This is a genomic window from uncultured Acetobacterium sp. (assembly GCF_927416815.1).
In the GTDB taxonomy this organism is placed as follows: Bacteria; Bacillota; Clostridia; order Eubacteriales; family Eubacteriaceae; genus Acetobacterium.
Map to the genome: position 1 here is coordinate 1 of NZ_CAKMJU010000119.1, position 20,505 is coordinate 20,505.

The window sequence follows — 20,505 nt, forward strand, 5'->3', positions numbered from 1 at the left end:
GGATTGCCTTTCCAAGCACAAATAAGTGTGACATCGAGCACGTAGACTTATCTTTGTATAAACATTACTCGTTTTATAGCTGGGCAATCAGTCAACGCTGTCTATCCCTTTAAATCAATGAAAGGGGTTTTTCCTATGGCTATAGAATAATTAGAATGATGCTTAAAGGCAAGATGTTTCACGACGTTTTGTGCCTTGAGCGAAGCGAAAGGAATGGTTATAAAAATGAATACCTATGGAACACTTCGTGAGAAAAAAGGCAACAACCTGGTTGCATTTCCTAATGATTACGTGATCATTGATATCGAAACCACCGGCTTTAGCCCCAAGAACTGTGAAATCATTGAGATCGGAGCGGTCAAGGTACGCGGCAATAAAATCACCTCAGTCTTCCAAATGCTGGTCAAACCGATAAACCCGGTTAGCTCCTATATTACCAAGCTAACAGGCATCACCAATAACATGCTCGCCGATGCCAGTCCCATAGCTGACGTTTTAGAGGCTTTTGTGTCCTTTGTTGGTGGCAATATTTTAATTGGCCATAAGGTCAATGCGGATGTTAATTTCTTGTATGATCACTGTAAAATCCATATCGATCATGATTTCAGTAATGATTATATCGATATCCGCGAGCTGTTTCGAGACCGGCAGCGTTCGGTGCTCAATCATCAGCTGACCGCCCTGTGTGAAAAATGCGCCATTCAGAACACCAATGCCCACCGCGCCCTGTCTGATTGTCTGGTCGCCAATAATCTTTACCAGTCATTAAAGTTTCATAACGGCGCGATCTCCTGCGTCGAGGAAATGGATACCTTGCTACTGGCCTCAGAATTTAATCACGCCCATTCCCCCTATAAAAAGAAATGTCAGAATTTGTCGGCCTGCTTTGATCCCTACTGCCAGATTTCGGGATAATTGGCAGCGCCCTTTATCCGTCATTTTTTCATTGATAAAGCCGGCAGCCGCTTGGGTGCCGCCGGCTTTTTTATGATTAACGCTTAGTTGCTCGGTTTAAAACTCATTGTTCTTCCATTTATGTGGCAACTTTTAATTAAAGGCTTCTTTTTTTATACACGCTCATACAACAGGTATTTATGGTATAATATGATGTCCTCATTTTATCCATTAATAGACCTGCTGCCGGTATCTCGATACGACAGCTTTCTTAAAAATATACCCGTATCCGAAAAGGAAGGTAACCATGAAACTGCGCAATCTTTCAATCAAATATACGGTGATGCTTTTGCTTGTCGGCATCGTCACCCCCATTTATTTTCTTTTTACGGTAATTAATTATAACAGTATGCGCAATGGCATCTTAGACAATAGCCAGCTGGCCGTCAACCAGTCCCGGATCAATATCGTTGATACCATCGTCAGCACCGAAAAAAGCTATGAGCTGGTGTCCACCTATTACGACGGGATGATGGCCGAAAGCCTGCAGCTGTTTCTGAGCGCCTATGAAGCCCACGGCGGTGATGTCTTCGCCATCGATCTGGATACCATCAAGGCGGCCTTTAATGATAATCTGGATCTTTATATCATCGATGCCAACGGGGTGATCATCCGCACCACCTTCCCCACTGCCCTGGGTCTTGATTTTAAAACGGTGCCTGATTTTTACCAGACCCTCACCGCGCTGCGCTTAGGCCGAGACCCGGAAATCTCCCATGTTACCACCGACTTAAAAACCGGCGAACTAAGGAAGTGGGGCTATATCCCCACGGCCGACCATCGCTATGTGCTGGAAGTGGGGATCTCGCCAGGAGCCCTTTCTCAATACGTGACCCAGCTTAACTACCGCGAGATGGAAAAAACGGTTCGTGAAAACAATCCCTTTATCGCCGATCTAAGGGTATATGACAAAAACCGCATCATTCTCGGCAGTGGTCAAACAGAAACCGACCCCGCCCGAGTCGCCATCATCGACACGGTCATTAGCAGCGGCGTCGACTATCAGAGCTTTGGCGATTCCGGCCTCCTCAATCAGGAATTCATTTACTTAAACACCTTTGCCGGGGGCATGAACGACTCCCAGAAGGTCATTGCGATCACCTATAATTATGACGCCATCATCCGTCAGATTAACGGTTCCCGGATCGCGGCGATGCTGATCTTTCTGGCTTACACCGTGGTCAGCATGGTGGTGATTTATTTTCTGGTGACGCGCACCCTCACCGAACCGCTGATCCGCCTGACTAAAAGCATTAAAGCCGTCACCGGAGACAAGCTCGATTTTGAGATACCCGTCACTGGCTCCAATGAGATGGGGCAGCTGGCACAATCCTTTAATGACCTGTCACTGATGCTAAAATCCACGCTGGTCAGTAAAAAATATCTTGAAAACGTGATCGATTCAGTCGGCGATATTCTGATCATTATGGATCAGGATTTAAGCATCCGCCGGATCAACCAATATACGCGGATTTTTCTGGGGATAGGCTGCGAGGCGGTCATCGGCCAACCAGTCACAGACTTTTTCGACTGTCGGTTTTCCTTATCAGAGATCAGTGAAAAGCTGGCTGAAACCACCCATCTGGAAAACCTTGAAGGCGTGGTGATCAGGGCCGACGGCCAGAACAACGCTGTACTCGCCTCGATCTCGCCTTTTCGGGGCGAGGATGAAGCCATCATCGGCTATATCTTAAACGCCAAAGATATTAGCAAAACCAAAATGATCCTAAAAAAACTGGAAGAATCCAATCTGATTCTTAAAAAGCAGGAGTCGATCCTGCTCGAACAATCCAATACGGATGCCCTCACCGGCGCCTGCAACCGCGGCTGTATCTTTAGCATTTTGGAAGACATCCATGCCAACACACCCCTCATTTATCACACCTTCACCGTCACTATGATCGATCTGGATCATTTCAAGTCGATCAATGACCGCTTCGGCCACCAGGCTGGCGATGAGGTGCTGGTTGAAACCGTCCAGATCATCCTCGATAACCTCCCAAGAGCGATTTTCTGGGGCGCTACGGCGGCGAAGAATTCTTAATTGTGATGCCAGACACCACCCTCGATGAGGGCTTCCAGATTGCCGAACGGATTCGCATCAAAATCAAAGATCACCGCTTTTATCATAATCGCATCGATCTGACCATTAGTGGCGGGATTGCCCAATGGCACTACAGCAGCATCAGTGAATTGATTCAAACCGCCGACCAGCTGCTCTACCAGGCTAAAAAATCCGGCCGTAACACCATTCTACGCGACCATCCTAAGATTTTGTAACCGCGCTAAGAAAGAACAACTCAAGAAAAGCCTCGGCAGTCACTAGCCGTTTATCAACAGGCTTATCATTCTTGTGTAAGCTGAACAACCCCGCCTTAAAATTTCTTAGATACCCTTAAGCCATGTTTGAGAGCTTTTTAGGGGGGTATTAAAATAGTAGGATATGATCGGCTTTAAAAAAACAACCTGAATTAACTTCCCAAATAAAACTGATCCTGTTCATTTATCAAACCGATTAAAACACGGTCATCATCCGTTTTAATCAAAATAAAATTTACAGGAGGTAGAAACATGGAAAATGAAAAAAAAGGCATTTATGGCAATGCTGATGAACTTGGAAAAAGAGAGAGAGATCTTGGCAGTGGTGAAAATCCTATTTATGGCGAAGCTGAAGGCGCAGCTAACGCGAATCGCGAAGATGTTCGCACATTCATGGCTGATCCAGACGGTCGCAACCCAAAGGTTAACCCACACGCCAGACACACCCCAGTAACACCCGATCCAGACGGTCGTAACCCAAAAGCAAACACGCAAATCAGACACACCACAGTAACACCCGATCAAACCGAAGGTGTTTATACCCAAGCGGGTGAATTAGCGGAAATAGAAAAAGTGTTTGAAGAAAACGAAGATGGCATTTATAGCGAAGCCGAAGAACTGGCCAGAAACAATACTGCCGATATGCATAATTTTATGGCCGATTCAGATGGTAAAAAATAACGCCTGACTTTTTATGTTGCTAATCATCCCGTGTCGATGCAAAATCAAGAAGACGTTAACCGCGACCATCGATCCATTTGATATGAGACCATCGTTTTTACAACGGTGATCATCATATCAAATGGATTTTTTTGCTGCTATTAATTGATTAGATTAATTGGTTGGCATCAAAAGTAATTTTGACCGACTTTTTATCCTATATGTTGAATGAGCAGATTTCATCAATCGTGTATGCTCAATGTCTTGAATTGCGTCTTAAATTGAGTCTTGACTTAATTATTTCCCCAATAAGCCTGTGCTAGTAAAATGTGCCGCCGCTTAGCCCCGGAATATTTTCATTGCCAGTTCCACATCGGCCTGCATGGCAACTCGACCAATCTCGGCAATTTGATCAAAGCGCAGGTCGCGACCGGGGTTTTGATCAAAACAAACTTTGACCGCCTGACCACCAGCCAGCGACATATAGGTAAAATAATTAATTTTTGAGATCCCGCAAGCGATGGCTTTCTGGAAGTCGGCGGCACAAACACCCGATCCGCCATGCATCACCAATGGCACCTCCACCCGTTGGTGAATCGCTGCGATCCGCTCAAAATCAAGACAGGGTTGAGCCTCGTAAAGGCCGTGGGCAGTGCCAAAGGCAATCGCCAGCGCATCCACCCCGGTAGCTGCCACAAAAGCACTGGCCAGCGCTGGATCGGTGTAGCATGCTTCCGGGCTTAAGGCTTCTTCTTCGAGGTCTGGCGCTCCCCCACCTTCTGGTCGCAGCACCCGGCCCAGCTCAGCCTCTACCGATACCCCCAGGTAATGGGCCACCCGGACAATTTCCCGGGTGTTGGCCAGATTTTCCTCATAGGGCAGCCTGGAGCCATCATACATCACTGCAGTAAAACCCATTTTCATGGCGTGAAGCAGGTAACCCAGATCTTCGCCATGATCCAGGTGAACGCAGACATTTACCCGAGCCTGGTCGGCCAGCCGAACCATTACCGGACCGATCACTTCCAGGGGAACAAGGCTTTCATGAATCTGGGCATGCATGATGATTACCGGCTGGTTTAGGGCCTCTGCTGCAGCGATCACCGCCTGGACGCTTTCCAGATTGGGGGTATTAAAGGCCCCGATAGCCCATCCTTTGTGATTAGCATCGGCTAAAATTTGACTGAGATTAACACGCATGATTTTCCTCCTTAATACTTCGACAAGCCACCACATCTACCCCGGTGCCGCAGATATTGGCAATCACTACATCCCCCATCTGACACGGCCCGATAAGCTTTGTTTTACGGATCACGTCCATGGCTAGGGTCATGGCTTTTTTGGGGATCGGGGCAGCCGTTTTTACTGGCAAGAGAGCCGCCTTACCGCCACATGTCACCATAACTGTACTGGTTAATGTTCTTTCTGGTGTGGTCATCTCCTTTTGGGCAAACTTTTTACCCCGCTTACAGCCTTCTCCCGCCACGCTATCGATAATCCCTTTTTTTAGCTGAACCGTAATGACGCATTCCTGGGGACAGGTGGTGCAGCAAACTTTTATTTCATCTTCCCTTTTTAAATCGTCTGCTATTTCTATTGCTTTATGCTTCAGACTCATTGATTCACCTCCTGTACCGCTACGATGATCGGTTGCCCTCCACTATTTTGGTCACACATAGCCGTTAGTTCATTTATTTGGTCTGGGCTTAGCTGCACCGCTTCCATCACACTAGGCTTAAAGGCTCTAGGTTTACCCTGAAAAAGGATTTTCTCGCCGGATTGGATGATGACTGCGGCATTTTCTAGCGGTTTTCGTACCCGGAATAATATCCGGCCAGCTTTTTGTGTCGGGCTGGTCAGTTTAGCCGGCACGGTGTAGCCGACATTCTCGCCGGCAACCAACGGGATGCTATACTTATTTTCGGCCAGTCTCTTTTCACCGACCACTGCCTCAGCCTTTTGCTGCAGAGCATAGGTAGCAGCAGCGGCTCCGGCCGCTTCGGCTTCCAGGGTGACATTGTCCACCAGATCGTGAACGTGGAGGACATTTCCGCAGGCAAAGATTCCTGGCTGGTCGGTTTCCAGCGCTTCATTAACCAGCGGGCCGTTAGTTCGGGGATTCAGACTAACTCCGGATTTTTGGGATAGCTCATTTTCGGGAATCAGACCAATCGATAACAGTAGGGTGTCACAGGCGATTACTTCGCGGCTATCTTCAAGCACCTTGAAGTTCTCATCAACCTTAGCCACTTCGATGGCTTGCAGGTGGGGATGGCCAATAATATTAGTTACCGTGGTTGACAAATGCAGGGGGATATCAAAATCGTCCAGACAATTTTTAATGTTTCGGTATAATCCATTGGCATAAGGCATCAATTCATAGACCCCCAGCACCTCCATCCCTTCTAGGGTCAGCCGTCTCGCCATGATCAGACCGATATCACCGGAACCCAAAATGACAATGCGTTCCCCCGGTTTACGGTTTTCGATATTTACATACCGCTGCGCCAGTCCGGCGGTGAGTACACCAGCCGGTCTGGAACCGGGAATTTTAATAGCACCGCGGGTCCGTTCCCGACAGCCCATGGCCAGCACAATCGCGCCGGCACAAAGCAGCAGCATGCCCGCTTGATTCATCGCTTTAACCTGACGATCCCGGGACAAATCGATCACCATGGTTTCTAAATAGACATCAATACCAGCAGCTATCACCTGATTAATAAACAGCTCAGCGTATTCCGGGCCGGTCAGCTCCTGCTTAAAATAACTGAGCCCAAAACCACTGTGAATACACTGGTTAAGAATCCCCCCCAGTTCCTCGTTGCGTTCGATAATGGCAACGGTGGCACCCTTTTCTTTGGCCTTCAGGGCTGCCGCCATGCCAGCCGGACCGCCACCGATAACAACCACGTCATAGTGTAACTGTTTCATTTCACACCCCCCTTAACCGGTCCGCAGAGCTGTTGCGAGCCCCGATCTTCCAGACAGATGTCAGTAGCCGGCAGCCCCAGCTCCCGGCTCAAAATGGCGATGACCTTATATTGACAGAAGCCGCTTTGGCATCTCCCCATCCCGGCTCGAGTTCGACGCTTTACTGCATCTAGGGTCTGAGCCGGAATCGCCCCGTGGATGGCATCGATGATTTCAGCCTCGGTGACCGTTTCGCAGCGGCAGACAATCCGTCCGTAGGCCGGGTTCTGATGAATCAGGGCATCCTGTTGATCAATCGAAAGATCAGCAAAAACGATCCTTTTTTCCCGGTAAGGATGATAGTCCAATTTAGGGATCATTTTCAGTCCGGCATTATCCAGCAGATCGCGAACCTGTTCGGCAATGGCTGGAGCCGCGGCAACCCCTGGGGACTGAATCCCAGCGGCATGGATAAAACCGCTTACTGATTGGGACTCGGCAATGAAAAAATCATTATTGTTGTCCAGCACCACTGGCCGTAACCCGGCAAAGGTACGGATGATTTTACTAGCGTCGAGTTCCGGTAAAATCTTATGTACCCCATCAATCAAGGTCTGAATCCCCGGGGCATAATTGTTGACGGCCTCCTTGTCATCCATCATGGTCGCGGTAGAACCGACAATGGTATTGCCATGAACTGTGGGAATACAGGCGATCCCCTTGGTATCCAGTCTAGGACAGGGAAAGATCACCGTTTGGGGTTTGTTGGCCATGTCCTTATCTAGCACCAGCAGATCACCGTGGCGCGGTTTCATCTGGTATTCGGAAATCCCCGCCAGGCTGGCCACATCATCAGCATGGTTGCCAGCTGCGTTGACGATATAGGAGCAGGACAATTGCCGATCGGGAGTATTAATCAAAAAACTGCCGTCCCTTCTTTTTTGTATCGCGGTTACCGGCTGACTCGTCAGAATCGCCACGCCGTTGGCTTTAGCATTTTCAGCAAAAGCGATGGCCACCTCAAAGGGGTCAACCACGGTGGCTGTGGGGGCATACAGCGCATGTTTGGCATTGGCAGCCAGATGGGGCTCACGGTTGCGCATTTGGTCGGCATTGATAATGGCCAGATCCCGCACCCCGTTTTTGATGCCAAACTCCAGTTTATGTTTTAACGCCACTTCATCGGCATCGGTAAAACCGATCACAAAGATTCCCGGATTGATCATGCCAAAGTTTAGATCCCTGGCCAGTTTGGGATAAAGATTGGCACCCCGGACATTGATCTTCGCTTTCAGGCTGCCCGGAGTGGGATCATAACCGGGGTGAACGACGCCGCCATTTCCTTTGGTAGCACCAATACCGATATCGGTGCCCCGCTCCAACAGGGCGGCCGTCAGTTTATATTTTGAACATTCATGGGCAATGGCCGTACCGGTAATACCGCCCCCAATGATGATGATATCATAATGATTCATGAGATTTCCTTTCGTAAATGGTGTGAATGGAGTAGTAAAGTGCCGTGAACTTCGCTACTGGTTTACGAGAAACAATTTCTCCCCTAGGGCGTACGACAATTTCTTGTATTGTTCGCTTACACGTTACGATATTGCTTGCAAAAACCAGCATCAAAGCAATCTAGAATCGTCACTTTAAATTATGTAAAGAAGTTCATTTCGGCTTGTAGTTGCAAACTCTGTTTATGTTCGCTGACAACAGTTACCGCATCAGCATCCCGCCGGTGGCATCAATGGTGGTACCGGTCAGATAGGAGGCTGGTTCTGAGGCCATGAAGACAACGATATTGGCCACATCTTCAGGCTGAGCCACCCGACCGATGGGTATCCGGCTTTCGTAATAACCAGGGTTGGCTTCTAAGTTGTCCCGAATCATATCGGTGTCAACCACCCCCAGGGCAATGCCGTTAACCGTAATCCCTTTGGACGACAACTCCCGCGCCATCGAAATGGTCAGTGCCACCATCCCCGCCTTGCTGGCAGCGTAGTGGGCATGGCCAGTGGTGGAACCGTTAAAAGCCGCCTGGGAATTGATATTAATAATCCTCCCGGGTCGCTTCTTTTTTAGATTGATTTTAGCAAAATACTGGGAAGTGAGAAAAGGTGCCGTCAGATTCACATCGATGGTCTCTTCCCAGTCAGACAAGGGGATATCCTGAATCCACCCGGTTAACCAGATCCCAGCGTTATTGATCAGTATATCCAGATCTCCCAACAGTGCTTCAGCTTCCTTCATCATTTTCCCCACATCATCGGGATTATTCATGCTTACCCCCAATGGATAGGCTTTTACCCCGATAGATTTAGCTTCTTCTACCACTTCCAATAGTTCTTTTGATAATTTTCTGGCTGTGACCACCACATTAACCCCTTCTGCCGCAAGCCCCAGGGCAATCGCCCGCCCCACTCCCCGGGAACCCCCGGTAATGATGGCGTTTTTTCCATTAAGTTTTAAATCCATTTTCTTAGTCTCCTGTTTTTTTACATATTTGTCCATTATCGGTTCGTGGGGGCGGGTAGTACCCGCCTGCAAGCATTTATCTTGAGATCAACGTTTCCGGCGATTGATAATGACCTAGGGGTCAGACCCTCACCCCTACCAAGCGATGCATAACGTTCCTTGGTAATTGCTGAATTGCCTTCTTTAATACGCGTCCCAGATCCCATCCAAGGCATTGATGACCTTCAGATAGCGGTTGTATTTCTTTTCATACATGGCCTGCTTATCTGGGTTGGGAACCGCGGTAAAGGCGATTTCCACCATCACATCCGAAGCCGCCTTGAAGCTTTCATAGGCGCCAGTGGCGACCCCGGCACAGATCGCTGCTCCTAGTGCACCCAGTTCGGTACATTCAGTGACTTCAATGGGTAACTCAAGAATATCTGCAAACATCTGCACCCAAACCCGGGATTTAGCCACCCCACCGGCTATGCGGATACTCTTTGGTGCGCTACGATATTTAAGCAACTTTTCAATATGATACTTATGACTAAAGACAATGCCTTCGTAAACAGCTCTTAGCATATTATCGCGGTTGTGATAACTGGACAGTCCGACAAAACAGGCCTTGGCATTGATATTAACATTGCTGGCGTATAAAAATGGTAAAAATACCACACCGCAATCTTCATCAGCCACACAGTTGACACAATTGTTAGAATATTCATAGACGTCCTGCTCTTTGAGGTCAATGTCCCGGAGGATTTCGGTTAAAAACCATTCCAGATTACTGGCCGAGGTCGGGCTGCCCTCCAAAATCATCCAATAGCCAGGAATCGGATAAATGGAGGTCATAAACAAGTCCTTGTCGACCACTGGTTTCTTGCTGATATATTCGTTGATGCTCCAGGTACCGGCCACGACGCACATCTTGTCTTCGTCTGTGATCCCGACTGCCATGGCTGAGGCGTGAATATCCATGCAGCCCCTGGCCACTGGGGTTCCTTCGGCCAGGCCGGTCAGTTGGGCCACTTCCTTGGTGATGGTGCCGCAGACTTCCCCTGAATAACGCAGCGGCGGCAGCTTATCATAGATGCTTTCCAGCCCCATGTCTTTGAGCAGCTCCTGATCGTATTTTACGTCTCGGACATTCATTAAGCTGGAGCCGGACATATCGGCAATTTCCCCATAAGCTTCGCCGGTTAAGCGGAAACGGATGTAGTCCTTACACATGAAGATCCAATCGGTTTCTTCCAGTACCTCGGGTTTATGATCCATAAACCAGCGCAGCAGGGTAGTGGGCTGTCCGGCAAAAACACTCTGCATGGTTTTTGGCAAGATCTTGTCATGGGTGCCGTCTTTCTGCCATTTAATAACATATTCGCGGCCCCGGACATCGGTGGAGATCATCCCGTTGGTGGTCTGGCTACCATCAGCCCGAACCAGATAGAGACCGTTACCATGACCAGTGGCGGCGAGGCCGATGATCTCACTGCCATCGATGCCGGCTTTGGCGATTACCCCTTTAATCGCTTTAACATTGGCCTGCCACATTTCTTCGACGTCACGTTCGGTGAAGCCCGGTTCCGGCTGGTACATGGCTGTCTTGGAGCTAGAAATTGCCACCTCATTTCCTTTTAAATCATAAAGCGCCGCTTTAATCATGGTGCCGCCATTGTCAAGACCCAGTAAATATTTTCCCATTTTGAAACCTCCAATTTTATTTTGATTTTAGAACGATTTGATTGTTAACCTTTGCGGGCAACTGCTATTGACCTCAACAGTATGAAGCATTACATTTTGTTTCCTTCCTCAATACCCCCTTTTCTCACTAAAAAAAGTCCTGCTTAATAAATGCGATACAATCATCACATTTATTAAGCAGGACTCACACAATTACCATCCGGCACATTCTATTTTGTTTTGTTATAAATCAAAAACATAATTCTCTATCTCAAAAATCACACGACCATAGCGACTTGTCGCTGACCGTCAAGCCCTTAAAACCACATGCCTTGATTTTTTCCATTACTTCCCGGTCGCGGATAAATCCGCCCGCTAATAAGGGAATCTTTGCCACTGCCATCAATGTTTGATAACAATCCAGAGCCATGATCGCCGGTAGCAGCTCGGCTCCGTCAACCCGGGAACACTCAATAATTTTAAGTGCGGTCTCAAAAGATCGTGAATCATGAAGAAAAAATCGCTGAAAAGTGACGAGACCACATTGTTTTGCCATCCCCAGCTTACCGCTGTCGGTTGACATGACCCCATCGACATGGTAATAGTTTTTTAATAGTTTCATTCCCACGTGATCTTTTCCAAAACCACCCAGCAACTCCAGGTTGATCAGCGCCTTTTTATCTTTTGCATGAACCAGTTTGACCAGCTCCTGCAGATTAGCAATATGGGCTTCGGTGAGCAAAATCACCTGAGCCTCACTATTTAGGGCAATTTCCAGATCACCCAACCGACGAATCGAAGGAATAACCTGAAATTTTGAAAAATCAATCCAACTCATTTTATCTCCTCATTGACTTGATCATAGCACAAGGGGAATGAAACCGTCAACATTTTTTTAAGCAAAGAAGGTGCTTTAAAATTAGCCATTGCGCTTGCTATTGAATCCTGCAAGTCCCGCTTGCTCTCAATGACTTTTTAACTTTTTATTTACGACATCATTACAAAAAATATTGCGCGCCTACTAGCGATCTAATTTGACATCGCTATTTTATAACAAATGGCTGTTCTGTTGAACCTGGTGCTGCTGAACCTTTTGGTACCATAACAATCTTAATGCCTTCCAACCGATATCCAAAGCCTTCTGTTCCAGCACTATCTCCGTTCTTCGCCCAACCCAGCCAACCATAATTTTGGGCATGAACCTGGTAATAGACATCACATTTATCGGCATCGGCACCGCTAAGTTTGATTTGAATGGCTTCCAAGCGCAGCGACTGACCCGATGTACCACTCATTGCACCATTGCTTTTCCAGCCTCTGTCAGTATCGGCTTCCCAGCCAATGTTCTGAATATGGGTTTGATAGGCAATGCCGATATCATAGCCTTGCTTATCAACGTTGATTTCAATCCCTTCAAGGCGCAACGATTGACCAGATGTTCCGCTCACTTGGCCATCAGCTTTCCAACCCTGCCAGCCAACATTTTGGACATGGGTTTGGTAGCTTGCTTTAATGCTATCTACTGGCGCCTGAACGTTTACAAGACAAGTGGCACTTTTGCTGCCGTCGGCGGTAGTGACAGTGACGGTGGCGGTTCCTGTTTTGTGGGTTGTTACTTTCCCGGAAGCATCAACGGTGGCAATGTCAGTTTGATCACTGCTCCAGGTGACCGCTTTATTGGTCGCATTCTCGGGTAACACCGTGGCTGTCAGGTTAAACGCAGTACCAGCGATCACGGTTTTGTTTGCTTCGCTTACGGTAACCTCCGTGACATTAACGGGAACTGGGGTGTAATATTGCATTGCTTCGTTAATGGTAACGATTGGAACATTTTTAGATTGTATATATTGAATGACTGTTTCTAAATCAGCATTATTATGGCCGTAACTGACCGCTCCTGGATGCAACATAAATACCAGCCATTGTCCATTTGCGATTGCCTCATCAACTTTACTTTTATAATAAGCTACAGTATCTTCGCCTGGGGAAGTCCATGCCCCCAAAGGTATCCGATTGATGCTTGCAGGGTTGACCTGTGCAGAATTTAATTTTGGAACGGTGTTAAAAGCTGCTTTGTAATATTTCATAGCAGCATCCATGACTCTGCTGTCATGTCTTCCGTATGGATATACTAAATACTGATATCCATTTCCTAGATTTTTTGACATTAACCACTGCTGACTTTGACTTAATTCATCGTTTAATTGTGTGTCTGATACTTCTGTCAAAAAGGGATGGTTGACAGTATGCGATACAAATTCCCATCGACCTGTAGCATATAAAACATTGAGTTGCTCGATTGTCATGGAATTGGGTTCATTAATTGTACTCGTAAGAAGAGCAGAAGTAAATGGAATCTTATATTGGTCACTTAGTGGCTTTAACAGTGTAAAATCTGCTACATTACCATCATCAGCGATGAAGGTTACTAAAGGTGGCGTTGTCCCAGCAGTATCAACGAGCTCCTCCGCGAAGGCAGCTGTTACAAAGAAAGAACTTATTGCCATCAACACGAATACTAAACATACGACTTGGCTTTTTTTTGAAATTTTCATTTCATTTCTCCTATCACGAATTTTTGGTTTCACCTAGACACATTCAGAAAATGGCTTGTCCTTTTGGTTGCAAAAATCATCCAAACATTGTGCGGCAACTGGCTGTCCGATACGTGGTACAAACCAGTCTTTTTTTCTTTTTCACCTCACTTCCTTGCCATTTAGGACTGTACTTTTATGATATCTCGCCCGATATCGCAACATCGGTTATTGATGTCCCCGATTTATCCAAGTGATTAATCGTCGCGAAAGTACCGCGAACTTTGCAGTTGTTGCGTCTCAACTTGTGTTTTACCCCTTTATGCTACATATAAACGATTTTCTCACCAAGATCCCCTTGCTTATCAGGTCCTTAGCGTCGCAACAAGCCGCTCTGGATTCAGTAGTAAATCCAGCGCATCCAGTGGGCTGTTTACGACAATATCCGCCGCCAGCAATGACTGCACGCAGCACCCCTCTTTCCCCATCACGACAATCGAAAGCCGGCTTTCTAAAAACATTTCGCGGTCATTATTGCCATTGCCGATGGCAACATTCGTCGCGCCACCGAGCGCTTCAACAACGGCCTGCTTCTTTTTTGAAATATTATCCTTTGAAAAAATCTCAATCGTCACCGGCAGATGACCACATTGCTTTCGTACCAGACCAAAGGTATCGGCGGTGAGGATATAGACGTCGACGCCCTGGTCCGCAAGCGCCACCAATCTTTCTTTGAGGCCGTCTACCAAATAGCCATCAACCGCCAGGGTGCCGTTGTAATCAAAGGTCACATGCTCCACGACGATCGGTTCGTGACCGGGGATTTCTAGATTAATCATTGCTTACCTCTTTCTTCATTATTGTTTCTTAATACAACCACCGTAGCGGCTTTCTTTTGGCTGTCTTTTTTGAGTCGGTCACACAAAACCCTATAAAGGGCAGGGCGGAGTCCCCGGGGTGGGGTGTTGACGATGATCAGTTTGGGACGTCGGATCCGCGCCATACCATATTCCAAGCGGATGTATTCGGCATCGCTGAGATCTTTGATCGGGCTTTTGAGTTTATCATCAAGACCGATCATTTTAGCTACCCGATCGAGATTTATCCGGTTTTCGCGAAGCTGCAGCAGTAGCCCGATTAGCACCGTATTGACCCGAATTTTGGCATAGCGCAAGTGCGGATTCTCAAAGATAATCGCATACTCTTGTTTGCGCAGGCGCTTAAGCTGCTCCTGCTTGTCGCGGGTAAAGGTAATTCGGTTAAAAATTAGGCGTTCATTCGGCTCCAATGACTGCCCCAATATTTTTTTAAGAAAAGCTTTCTTTTCAGTTTGCGATACAAAGCTTTCTTCCTGATATCCGTTCTTTTCCACTGCAAAGGTTGGCTTCCCGCCCTTACGAATCTGCAGCAGCGAAAAATCGCGGTAATTGTCGAGCGACTGACCGGATTTTTTAAAGGTATCCAGCATCAATAGGGTCATCTCATTGACCAGGGCAAAATCTTCCAGTGAAAAGATTCCCTCGCGTTTATTAACCAGTTCCAGGGCGCCAAAAACATCGGCTTCGTCAATTCCCAGGGGCACCGCTATTTCTGAGGTGATCGTCAGTCCGAGGTTCTGGTTGCGGCTTTCAACTGGCAACCGGTATTGCCGGGAATCCTTGATATAGAGGGGTAGCCCTTCAAAGACACAACGCGCTGGAATGCCCTGACCCGGCCGCAACTTTAGCTGATAAAGATCTTCCGCCCCGGGACTCTTAATCATCAGCGGATAAATATAGGCACCGCGGTCGTCTGCTTCGCGGAGCCAGATGATCGCCCCGCCTGCCTCTGTTACCAGCAGGATTTCATCCAGGGTGGTACTGAACAGCCGCGGTAGCGAGGTGATTTGATTGAGCTTTTCGACAAAACCGGCGATACACTCTTCATGGGTCAGCCGCCTTTCGGTGGCATAGTCATTGAAAAACCGGGATTTCAGTTGGCTAACGGTTTCCCGGATGATCCGGGTGCCTTCGAGGTTGCCAAAGGCGTCAAAGTTCACCTCGGCAAAACCGTGAATATCAATAAAACGGCGGGCCGCGTAGCGATTAAGCGGGGCGGTACGGCTGATGTAAGAGACATAACTGGCCTTGCGGGTGGGGTCATTGGCATGGACAATATATTCAAACCGATCTGTCTTTAGGGCTTCCTTCTGCGTGTCCGTCATGGTATACCAGCAATAGGGCTGGGCGTTGACACAATAGGCATGGGTGTTTTGCTCCAAGCGGTTGATATAAACGTAGGTGGCCAGATTGCCGCCTTTGGAGTGTCCGAGAATATTACGCTCACCCCGAATCCCAGCCATGTAGTGGTCATAAAAAGCCATCGCCTTGTGATGGTGGCTGGTTACCACGCCTAATGACGCCAGTAAACAGTCACCCCAATCCAGCACCGTACTGGTCGGATCCATTTGTTCACAACCGCTAAAAACGACTGCCCCATTATTGTCAAGATCCTCCAGGGCAAGACTGACTAGGCTGGTTTTATTTTTGTTGCCAGTGTTGCCGTAGGGACCATAATTGTCATTAATATAGCCGGTAATAAGCACATCTGCGAGATTGTCGCTAGCCGCATAAATCCGCTTAAAATGAGCCTGGCGCCGTTTTTTGTAGAGGTAGCCATGGGCTGATCGACTGATAAAACCGGGGTAAATCGAATAGCCACAGCGCTCGACCAGGTCAATGTATTCGTCCAGTTTCATCGGTGTTTCCCGGCTAATCTGATTTTTGTAGGGTGTCGGCAAATGAAAATAAACCAGCTCCAGCAACAGGTATTTTTCGACATCCAGCAGGTTGCTCATTTTGAGACTCATGGTGTTCCTCTTTTCTGTAGACTACACTTAGGCATATAGCAAATCTTATCACAATCGGCTTCAGAATAAAAGATAGGAATTCCTGATCGTATTAATAATTTTTTTAATCTACGTTGCATTTGCAACTGCCAAAGCCCATAAGCTGTAGTATCATTAACTCATCTTCAGTTAAGAAAGATAGCACATCCCGAAATATTAATTAGCCCATTGATATTACATCTCAATGAATACGATTAAAACGTCCGCGCATTATGAAGAAAAAATAAAATTTTAAAATTAAATGGTTAATCAGCATTGCTCTAGGGTAGTCAATAAATAGTTGCACTTTAATACCAGGTTATTCCCCGTTAATACGGGTTAACAAATATAGTTACGAGAGAGGTAAAAAAATGAAAGATATGTTTTGTTTTCAATGTGAACAAACGGCCAAAGGAACCGGATGTGAGGTCAAGGGCGTTTGTGGTAAAACAGCACCCGTTGCCGGTCTCCAGGATAAATTAGTCGGCGCCTGTATTGGACTGTCAAAGGCCGTTAAAAAAACAGCGGCTACTGAAGCCACCAATGCCTGTATCAAAAAAGCTTTGTTCACGACGGTTACCAACGTCAGTTTTGACGATGAGAGTTTAAAAATCATGGTCGACTGTGTTGACAAGATGAAAGCTGATCTCGATCCTACCGCCGTCGATTACGACATGGCTAAACTCTGGGACGATAATGAAGATATTCGTTCTCTGAAAACCTTGATCCTTTTAGGTATCAAAGGGGTAGCGGCCTACGCCCACCATGCCGCAATTCTGGGCTATAACGATCCTGAAGTCGATGCCTTCTTCTATGAAGCATTAGACGCGGTCGGCTCTGATCTGGGTATGGACACCTTACTACCACTAGTCCTAAAAACCGGCGAAATCAATTTAAAATGCATGGCCTTACTGGACAAAGCCAACACCGAAACTTACGGCACCCCGGTACCAACAGAAGTGCCATTAACAATAGAAAAAGGCCCCTTTATTATCATCACCGGTCATGATTTACATGACTTAAAATTATTGCTGGAACAAACCGAAGGCAAAGGCGTTAATATTTACACCCATGGTGAAATGCTACCCTGCCACGCTTATCCAGAACTGAAAAAACATGCCCATTTAAAAGGAAACTTTGGAACAGCATGGCAGAATCAACAAAAAGAATTTGCCGATGTACCGGCTCCAGTGCTGTTCACCACCAACTGTATTATGCCTGTTAAAGAATCCTATTCTGACCGTATCTTCACCACCGATATGGTGCAATACCCCGGCATGATCCATGTTGGCAAAGAAAAAGATTTTGCCCCAGTCATTGCCAAAGCGTTAGAACTGGGCGGTTACCCGGAAGCCAAGGAAATGACCGGCATCAATGGTGGCAAAACACTCTTAACCGGATTTGGTCATGGCACTGTTTTAGGGGTTGCTGACAAGGTCATCGCAGCGGTTAAAGCTGGCGATATCAAGCACTTCTTCCTGGTTGGCGGATGTGACGGCGCTAAAACCGGACGTAATTACTACACCGAGTTTGTTGAAAAAACACCGGCTGACACGGTTGTCTTAACCCTGGCCTGTGGTAAATACCGCTTCAACGATCTTGATCTGGGTACCATCGGCGGCTTACCACGACTGATGGATATGGGTCAATGTAATGATGCTTACTCGGCCATTCAGGTTGCTGTCGCTCTAGCTGGCGCCTTTGACTGCGATGTTAACGCATTACCTCTTAGCATGGTCTTGTCCTGGTACGAACAAAAAGCGGTTTGTATCTTACTGACATTATTATCTTTAGGCATCAAAAACATCTTATTGGGACCATCACTACCTGCCTTTATTTCACCAAACGTCTTAAACGTCCTGGTTGAAAACTACAACATCGGACCAATCACCACTCCAGAAGCTGACATGGCAAAATTACTGGGATAATACCGACTTCTTATTATACGGTACCATCGGGTTTTTCGGAGGCTATCGTACCGACCAATTTTAACATCATCAGGATAAATTAAAAGTCTGTCAAAGCTACCCAAACTGGGGTCTTTGGCAGACTTCACTCTTTACTAGCAAAAACTATCACGAAACTTGAAGGAGGACTTGTTTATGGGTTACCACACTACCCCAGAGAAAATGAATGCTATTTTTTCTGACTTATCAAAAGACTATCTTATTTATGCCCCCAAACGGTTTGTCGGCGATGGCACCTTTACTGACATCGACACCATTCGTTATGGTGAAATTACCGATCTAGCTGAAATTGAATTTGCCGAAAAATCGGACTATTCCTTTAAAGAGGTCTTACTGCCGATCTCTGAAACGCTGTTTTATTTTACTGAAAATGAAATGAAAGAAGCGGACCCACCAAAAAAAGGCGCGATTGTGTTCTTGCGCAGCTGTGATCTGCACGGTCTGAAACGGATGGACACGATTTACCTGGAGAATGGTGCTGTCGACAACTATTACAAACGACTGCGGGATCAGACCAAATTTATTTTAATCGGCTGTGAAAATTCATTTGACAACTGTTTCTGCGTTTCGATGGGCACCCAAAAAAGCGAGGACTATGACGCTTACATAAAGGTTGATGGTCAAACGGTCTTGGTCGACAGCCACTGGGATGTCCTGGATACCGCTCTGGCTGGGGAAGCCCCGGCTCCGGTGACTCCCGATTCGGTCACCGCCAATGACACCGTCGTGACGATTCCCGAAACGGTTCCCCAGACCCTGTTTGACGCTCCCTTTTGGGAAGATTACGGCAACCGCTGTATCGCCTGTGGACGTTGCAACTTTGTCTGTCCTACCTGTACCTGTTTCACCATGCAGGATATTTTCTACACCGATAATGGTAAGGCCGGCGAACGGCGGCGGGTTTGGGCTTCTTGTCATGTTGACGGCTATACCGATATGGCTGGCGGACACGCTTTTCGAAATGATAAGGGTCAGCGGATGCGCTTTAAGGTGATGCACAAGGTCAACGATTATAAACGGCGCTTCGGTAGCCACATGTGTATCGGTTGCGGCCGCTGTGACGATGTCTGTCCAGAATATATTTCTTTTGCCAATTGCATTAATAAACTGAATGATTTGGTAAATGACACCGTAAAGAAGGAGGAAAACTAAATGACAACGACTGCGCTTAATACAAATAATTCAGATAATCCCTATCTTCCTTTCCTTTCGGAAATCATCGATGTGATCAAACATACCGAAATCGAGTATACTTTCCGAATGACCTACAGCGGTGCGGTCAAACCGGGGCAATTTTTCGAGGTATCGCTGCCTAAGTTTGGCGAAGCCCCGATTTCGGTCAGCGGCATCGGCGACGGCACGGTCGATCTGACCATTCGTAAGGTCGGCAAGGTTACTGATGAGATCTTTGAAAATTATATCGGTGACACCCTGTTCCTTCGGGGACCCTATGGCAACGGTTTTGATATCGCCAACTACAAGGGCAAAGAAATTATTCTGGTGGCCGGCGGCACTGGTCTTTCACCAGTCAAAGGAATCGTCGATTATTTTTCGGCTCATCCCGATGACTGCAAAAGTTTTACCCTGTTAGTCGGCTTTAAATCCCCCAATGATGTCCTCTTTAAAAAAGACTTTGAAGAATGGGAAAAAAACCTCAATGTCATTATGACCGTGGATACCCCGGTCGACGGCTATTGCGGCAAATGCGGACTGGTTACCCAGTACATTCCCGACATTCCGATCAAAAATTCGGACCAAGCGGTCGGGATTGTCGTCGGCCCGCCAATGATGATGAAATGCACGATCACCGAACTTTTTAATGTCGGATTCAAGGAAGCAAACATCTGGATCTCCCAGGAGCGAAAAATGTGCTGCGGGATCGGTAAATGCGGACATTGCAAAATCGATGATACCTATATTTGTCTGGACGGCCCGGTTTTTAACTACACCAAGGGAAAATTTTTAAAGGATTAGGAGGAGTGCCATGTTAGATCTAAATACCAAAAAGATAAAGAAGAATGCCTATCGCATCACCAAGGTCCGTGGGGAAACCGCCTCACGAGTCCGGGTTCCCGGGGGCTTATTAACGGCAGACCTGCTGCCGCTGATTCAAAACATTGCCGAAAGCTATGGCAATGGCCGGATCCATTTAACCACC

At 47.1% G+C, this 20,505-nt stretch carries 17 protein-coding genes and 1 pseudogene; 8 read left to right on the forward strand and 10 right to left on the reverse strand.

What is annotated here, in order from left to right; genetic code table 11:
• Positions 1 to 195 precede the first annotated feature (195 nt).
• The 4 genes from QZ998_RS14760 (at position 196) to QZ998_RS14775 (ending at position 3,954) form a co-directional block, all read left to right on the forward strand.
• Positions 196 to 915, forward strand: coding sequence for a 3'-5' exonuclease (locus QZ998_RS14760; RefSeq protein WP_296561604.1), 720 nt, complete (start codon positions 196 to 198; stop codon positions 913 to 915).
• A 286-nt stretch (positions 916 to 1,201) separates the two neighbouring features.
• The gene (locus tag QZ998_RS14765; RefSeq protein ID WP_296561605.1) at positions 1,202 to 2,998 is read left to right on the forward strand and encodes a diguanylate cyclase; all 1,797 of its coding nucleotides are present in this window, start codon (positions 1,202 to 1,204) and stop codon (positions 2,996 to 2,998) included.
• A 5-nt stretch (positions 2,999 to 3,003) separates the two neighbouring features.
• Positions 3,004 to 3,234, forward strand: coding sequence for a diguanylate cyclase (locus tag QZ998_RS14770; protein WP_296561606.1), 231 nt, complete (start codon positions 3,004 to 3,006; stop codon positions 3,232 to 3,234).
• 291 nt (positions 3,235 to 3,525) lie between these two features.
• Positions 3,526 to 3,954: a hypothetical protein gene (locus tag QZ998_RS14775; protein WP_296561607.1), complete on the forward strand. Its 429-nt coding sequence runs from the start codon at positions 3,526 to 3,528 to the stop codon at positions 3,952 to 3,954.
• 318 nt (positions 3,955 to 4,272) lie between these two features.
• Here the strand turns inward: QZ998_RS14775 and QZ998_RS14780 are convergent, their stop codons facing one another.
• The 10 genes from QZ998_RS14780 to QZ998_RS14825 all read right to left on the reverse strand — a co-directional run bounded on the left by QZ998_RS14780 (position 4,273) and on the right by QZ998_RS14825 (position 16,362).
• Positions 4,273 to 5,133, reverse strand: coding sequence for a class II fructose-bisphosphate aldolase (locus QZ998_RS14780; RefSeq protein ID WP_296561608.1), 861 nt, complete (start codon positions 5,131 to 5,133; stop codon positions 4,273 to 4,275).
• Positions 5,123 to 5,551: a DUF1667 domain-containing protein gene (locus QZ998_RS14785; RefSeq protein ID WP_296561609.1), complete on the reverse strand. Its 429-nt coding sequence runs from the start codon at positions 5,549 to 5,551 to the stop codon at positions 5,123 to 5,125. Before QZ998_RS14785 ends, QZ998_RS14780 begins: the two co-directional genes overlap by 11 nt.
• A complete protein-coding gene (locus QZ998_RS14790; protein ID WP_296561610.1) occupies positions 5,548 to 6,864 on the reverse strand; it encodes an NAD(P)/FAD-dependent oxidoreductase in 1,317 nt (438 codons plus the stop codon). Before QZ998_RS14790 ends, QZ998_RS14785 begins: the two co-directional genes overlap by 4 nt.
• Positions 6,861 to 8,318, reverse strand: coding sequence for an NAD(P)/FAD-dependent oxidoreductase (locus QZ998_RS14795; protein ID WP_296561611.1), 1,458 nt, complete (start codon positions 8,316 to 8,318; stop codon positions 6,861 to 6,863). The genes QZ998_RS14790 and QZ998_RS14795 overlap by 4 nt, the downstream gene beginning before the upstream one ends.
• 241 nt (positions 8,319 to 8,559) lie before the next feature.
• Positions 8,560 to 9,318: an SDR family NAD(P)-dependent oxidoreductase gene (locus QZ998_RS14800; RefSeq protein WP_296561612.1), complete on the reverse strand. Its 759-nt coding sequence runs from the start codon at positions 9,316 to 9,318 to the stop codon at positions 8,560 to 8,562.
• Between the two features lie 183 nt (positions 9,319 to 9,501).
• Complete coding sequence (locus QZ998_RS14805; protein ID WP_296561613.1) at positions 9,502 to 11,001, reverse strand: FGGY-family carbohydrate kinase; 1,500 nt, start codon at positions 10,999 to 11,001, stop codon at positions 9,502 to 9,504.
• 250 nt (positions 11,002 to 11,251) lie between these two features.
• A complete protein-coding gene (locus QZ998_RS14810) occupies positions 11,252 to 11,818 on the reverse strand; it encodes a glycerol-3-phosphate responsive antiterminator (RefSeq protein ID WP_296561614.1) in 567 nt (188 codons plus the stop codon).
• Between the two features lie 205 nt (positions 11,819 to 12,023).
• The gene (locus QZ998_RS14815; RefSeq protein ID WP_296561615.1) at positions 12,024 to 13,535 is read right to left on the reverse strand and encodes an Ig-like domain-containing protein; all 1,512 of its coding nucleotides are present in this window, start codon (positions 13,533 to 13,535) and stop codon (positions 12,024 to 12,026) included.
• A gap of 344 nt (positions 13,536 to 13,879) precedes the next feature.
• Positions 13,880 to 14,353, reverse strand: a complete 474-nt coding sequence (locus QZ998_RS14820; RefSeq protein ID WP_296561616.1) for an ATPase P — start codon at positions 14,351 to 14,353, stop codon at positions 13,880 to 13,882.
• Positions 14,350 to 16,362: a GAF domain-containing protein gene (locus tag QZ998_RS14825; RefSeq protein WP_296561617.1), complete on the reverse strand. Its 2,013-nt coding sequence runs from the start codon at positions 16,360 to 16,362 to the stop codon at positions 14,350 to 14,352. Before QZ998_RS14825 ends, QZ998_RS14820 begins: the two co-directional genes overlap by 4 nt.
• A gap of 389 nt (positions 16,363 to 16,751) precedes the next feature.
• Between QZ998_RS14825 and hcp the strand changes: the two genes are divergently transcribed.
• From hcp to QZ998_RS14845, 4 genes and pseudogenes are all read left to right on the forward strand, one after another.
• A complete protein-coding gene (hcp, locus tag QZ998_RS14830) occupies positions 16,752 to 18,308 on the forward strand; it encodes a hydroxylamine reductase (protein WP_296561618.1) in 1,557 nt (518 codons plus the stop codon).
• A 174-nt stretch (positions 18,309 to 18,482) separates the two neighbouring features.
• Complete coding sequence (gene asrA / locus QZ998_RS14835) at positions 18,483 to 19,499, forward strand: anaerobic sulfite reductase subunit AsrA (protein WP_296561619.1); 1,017 nt, start codon at positions 18,483 to 18,485, stop codon at positions 19,497 to 19,499.
• Positions 19,500 to 20,321 (forward strand): anaerobic sulfite reductase subunit AsrB, encoded by an 822-nt coding sequence (gene asrB, locus QZ998_RS14840; protein WP_296561620.1) that lies wholly within the window; start codon positions 19,500 to 19,502, stop codon positions 20,319 to 20,321. It abuts the gene before it with no gap.
• 10 nt (positions 20,322 to 20,331) lie between these two features.
• Positions 20,332 to 20,505 (forward strand): annotated as a pseudogene (locus QZ998_RS14845) (sulfite reductase subunit C); the annotation flags it as partial.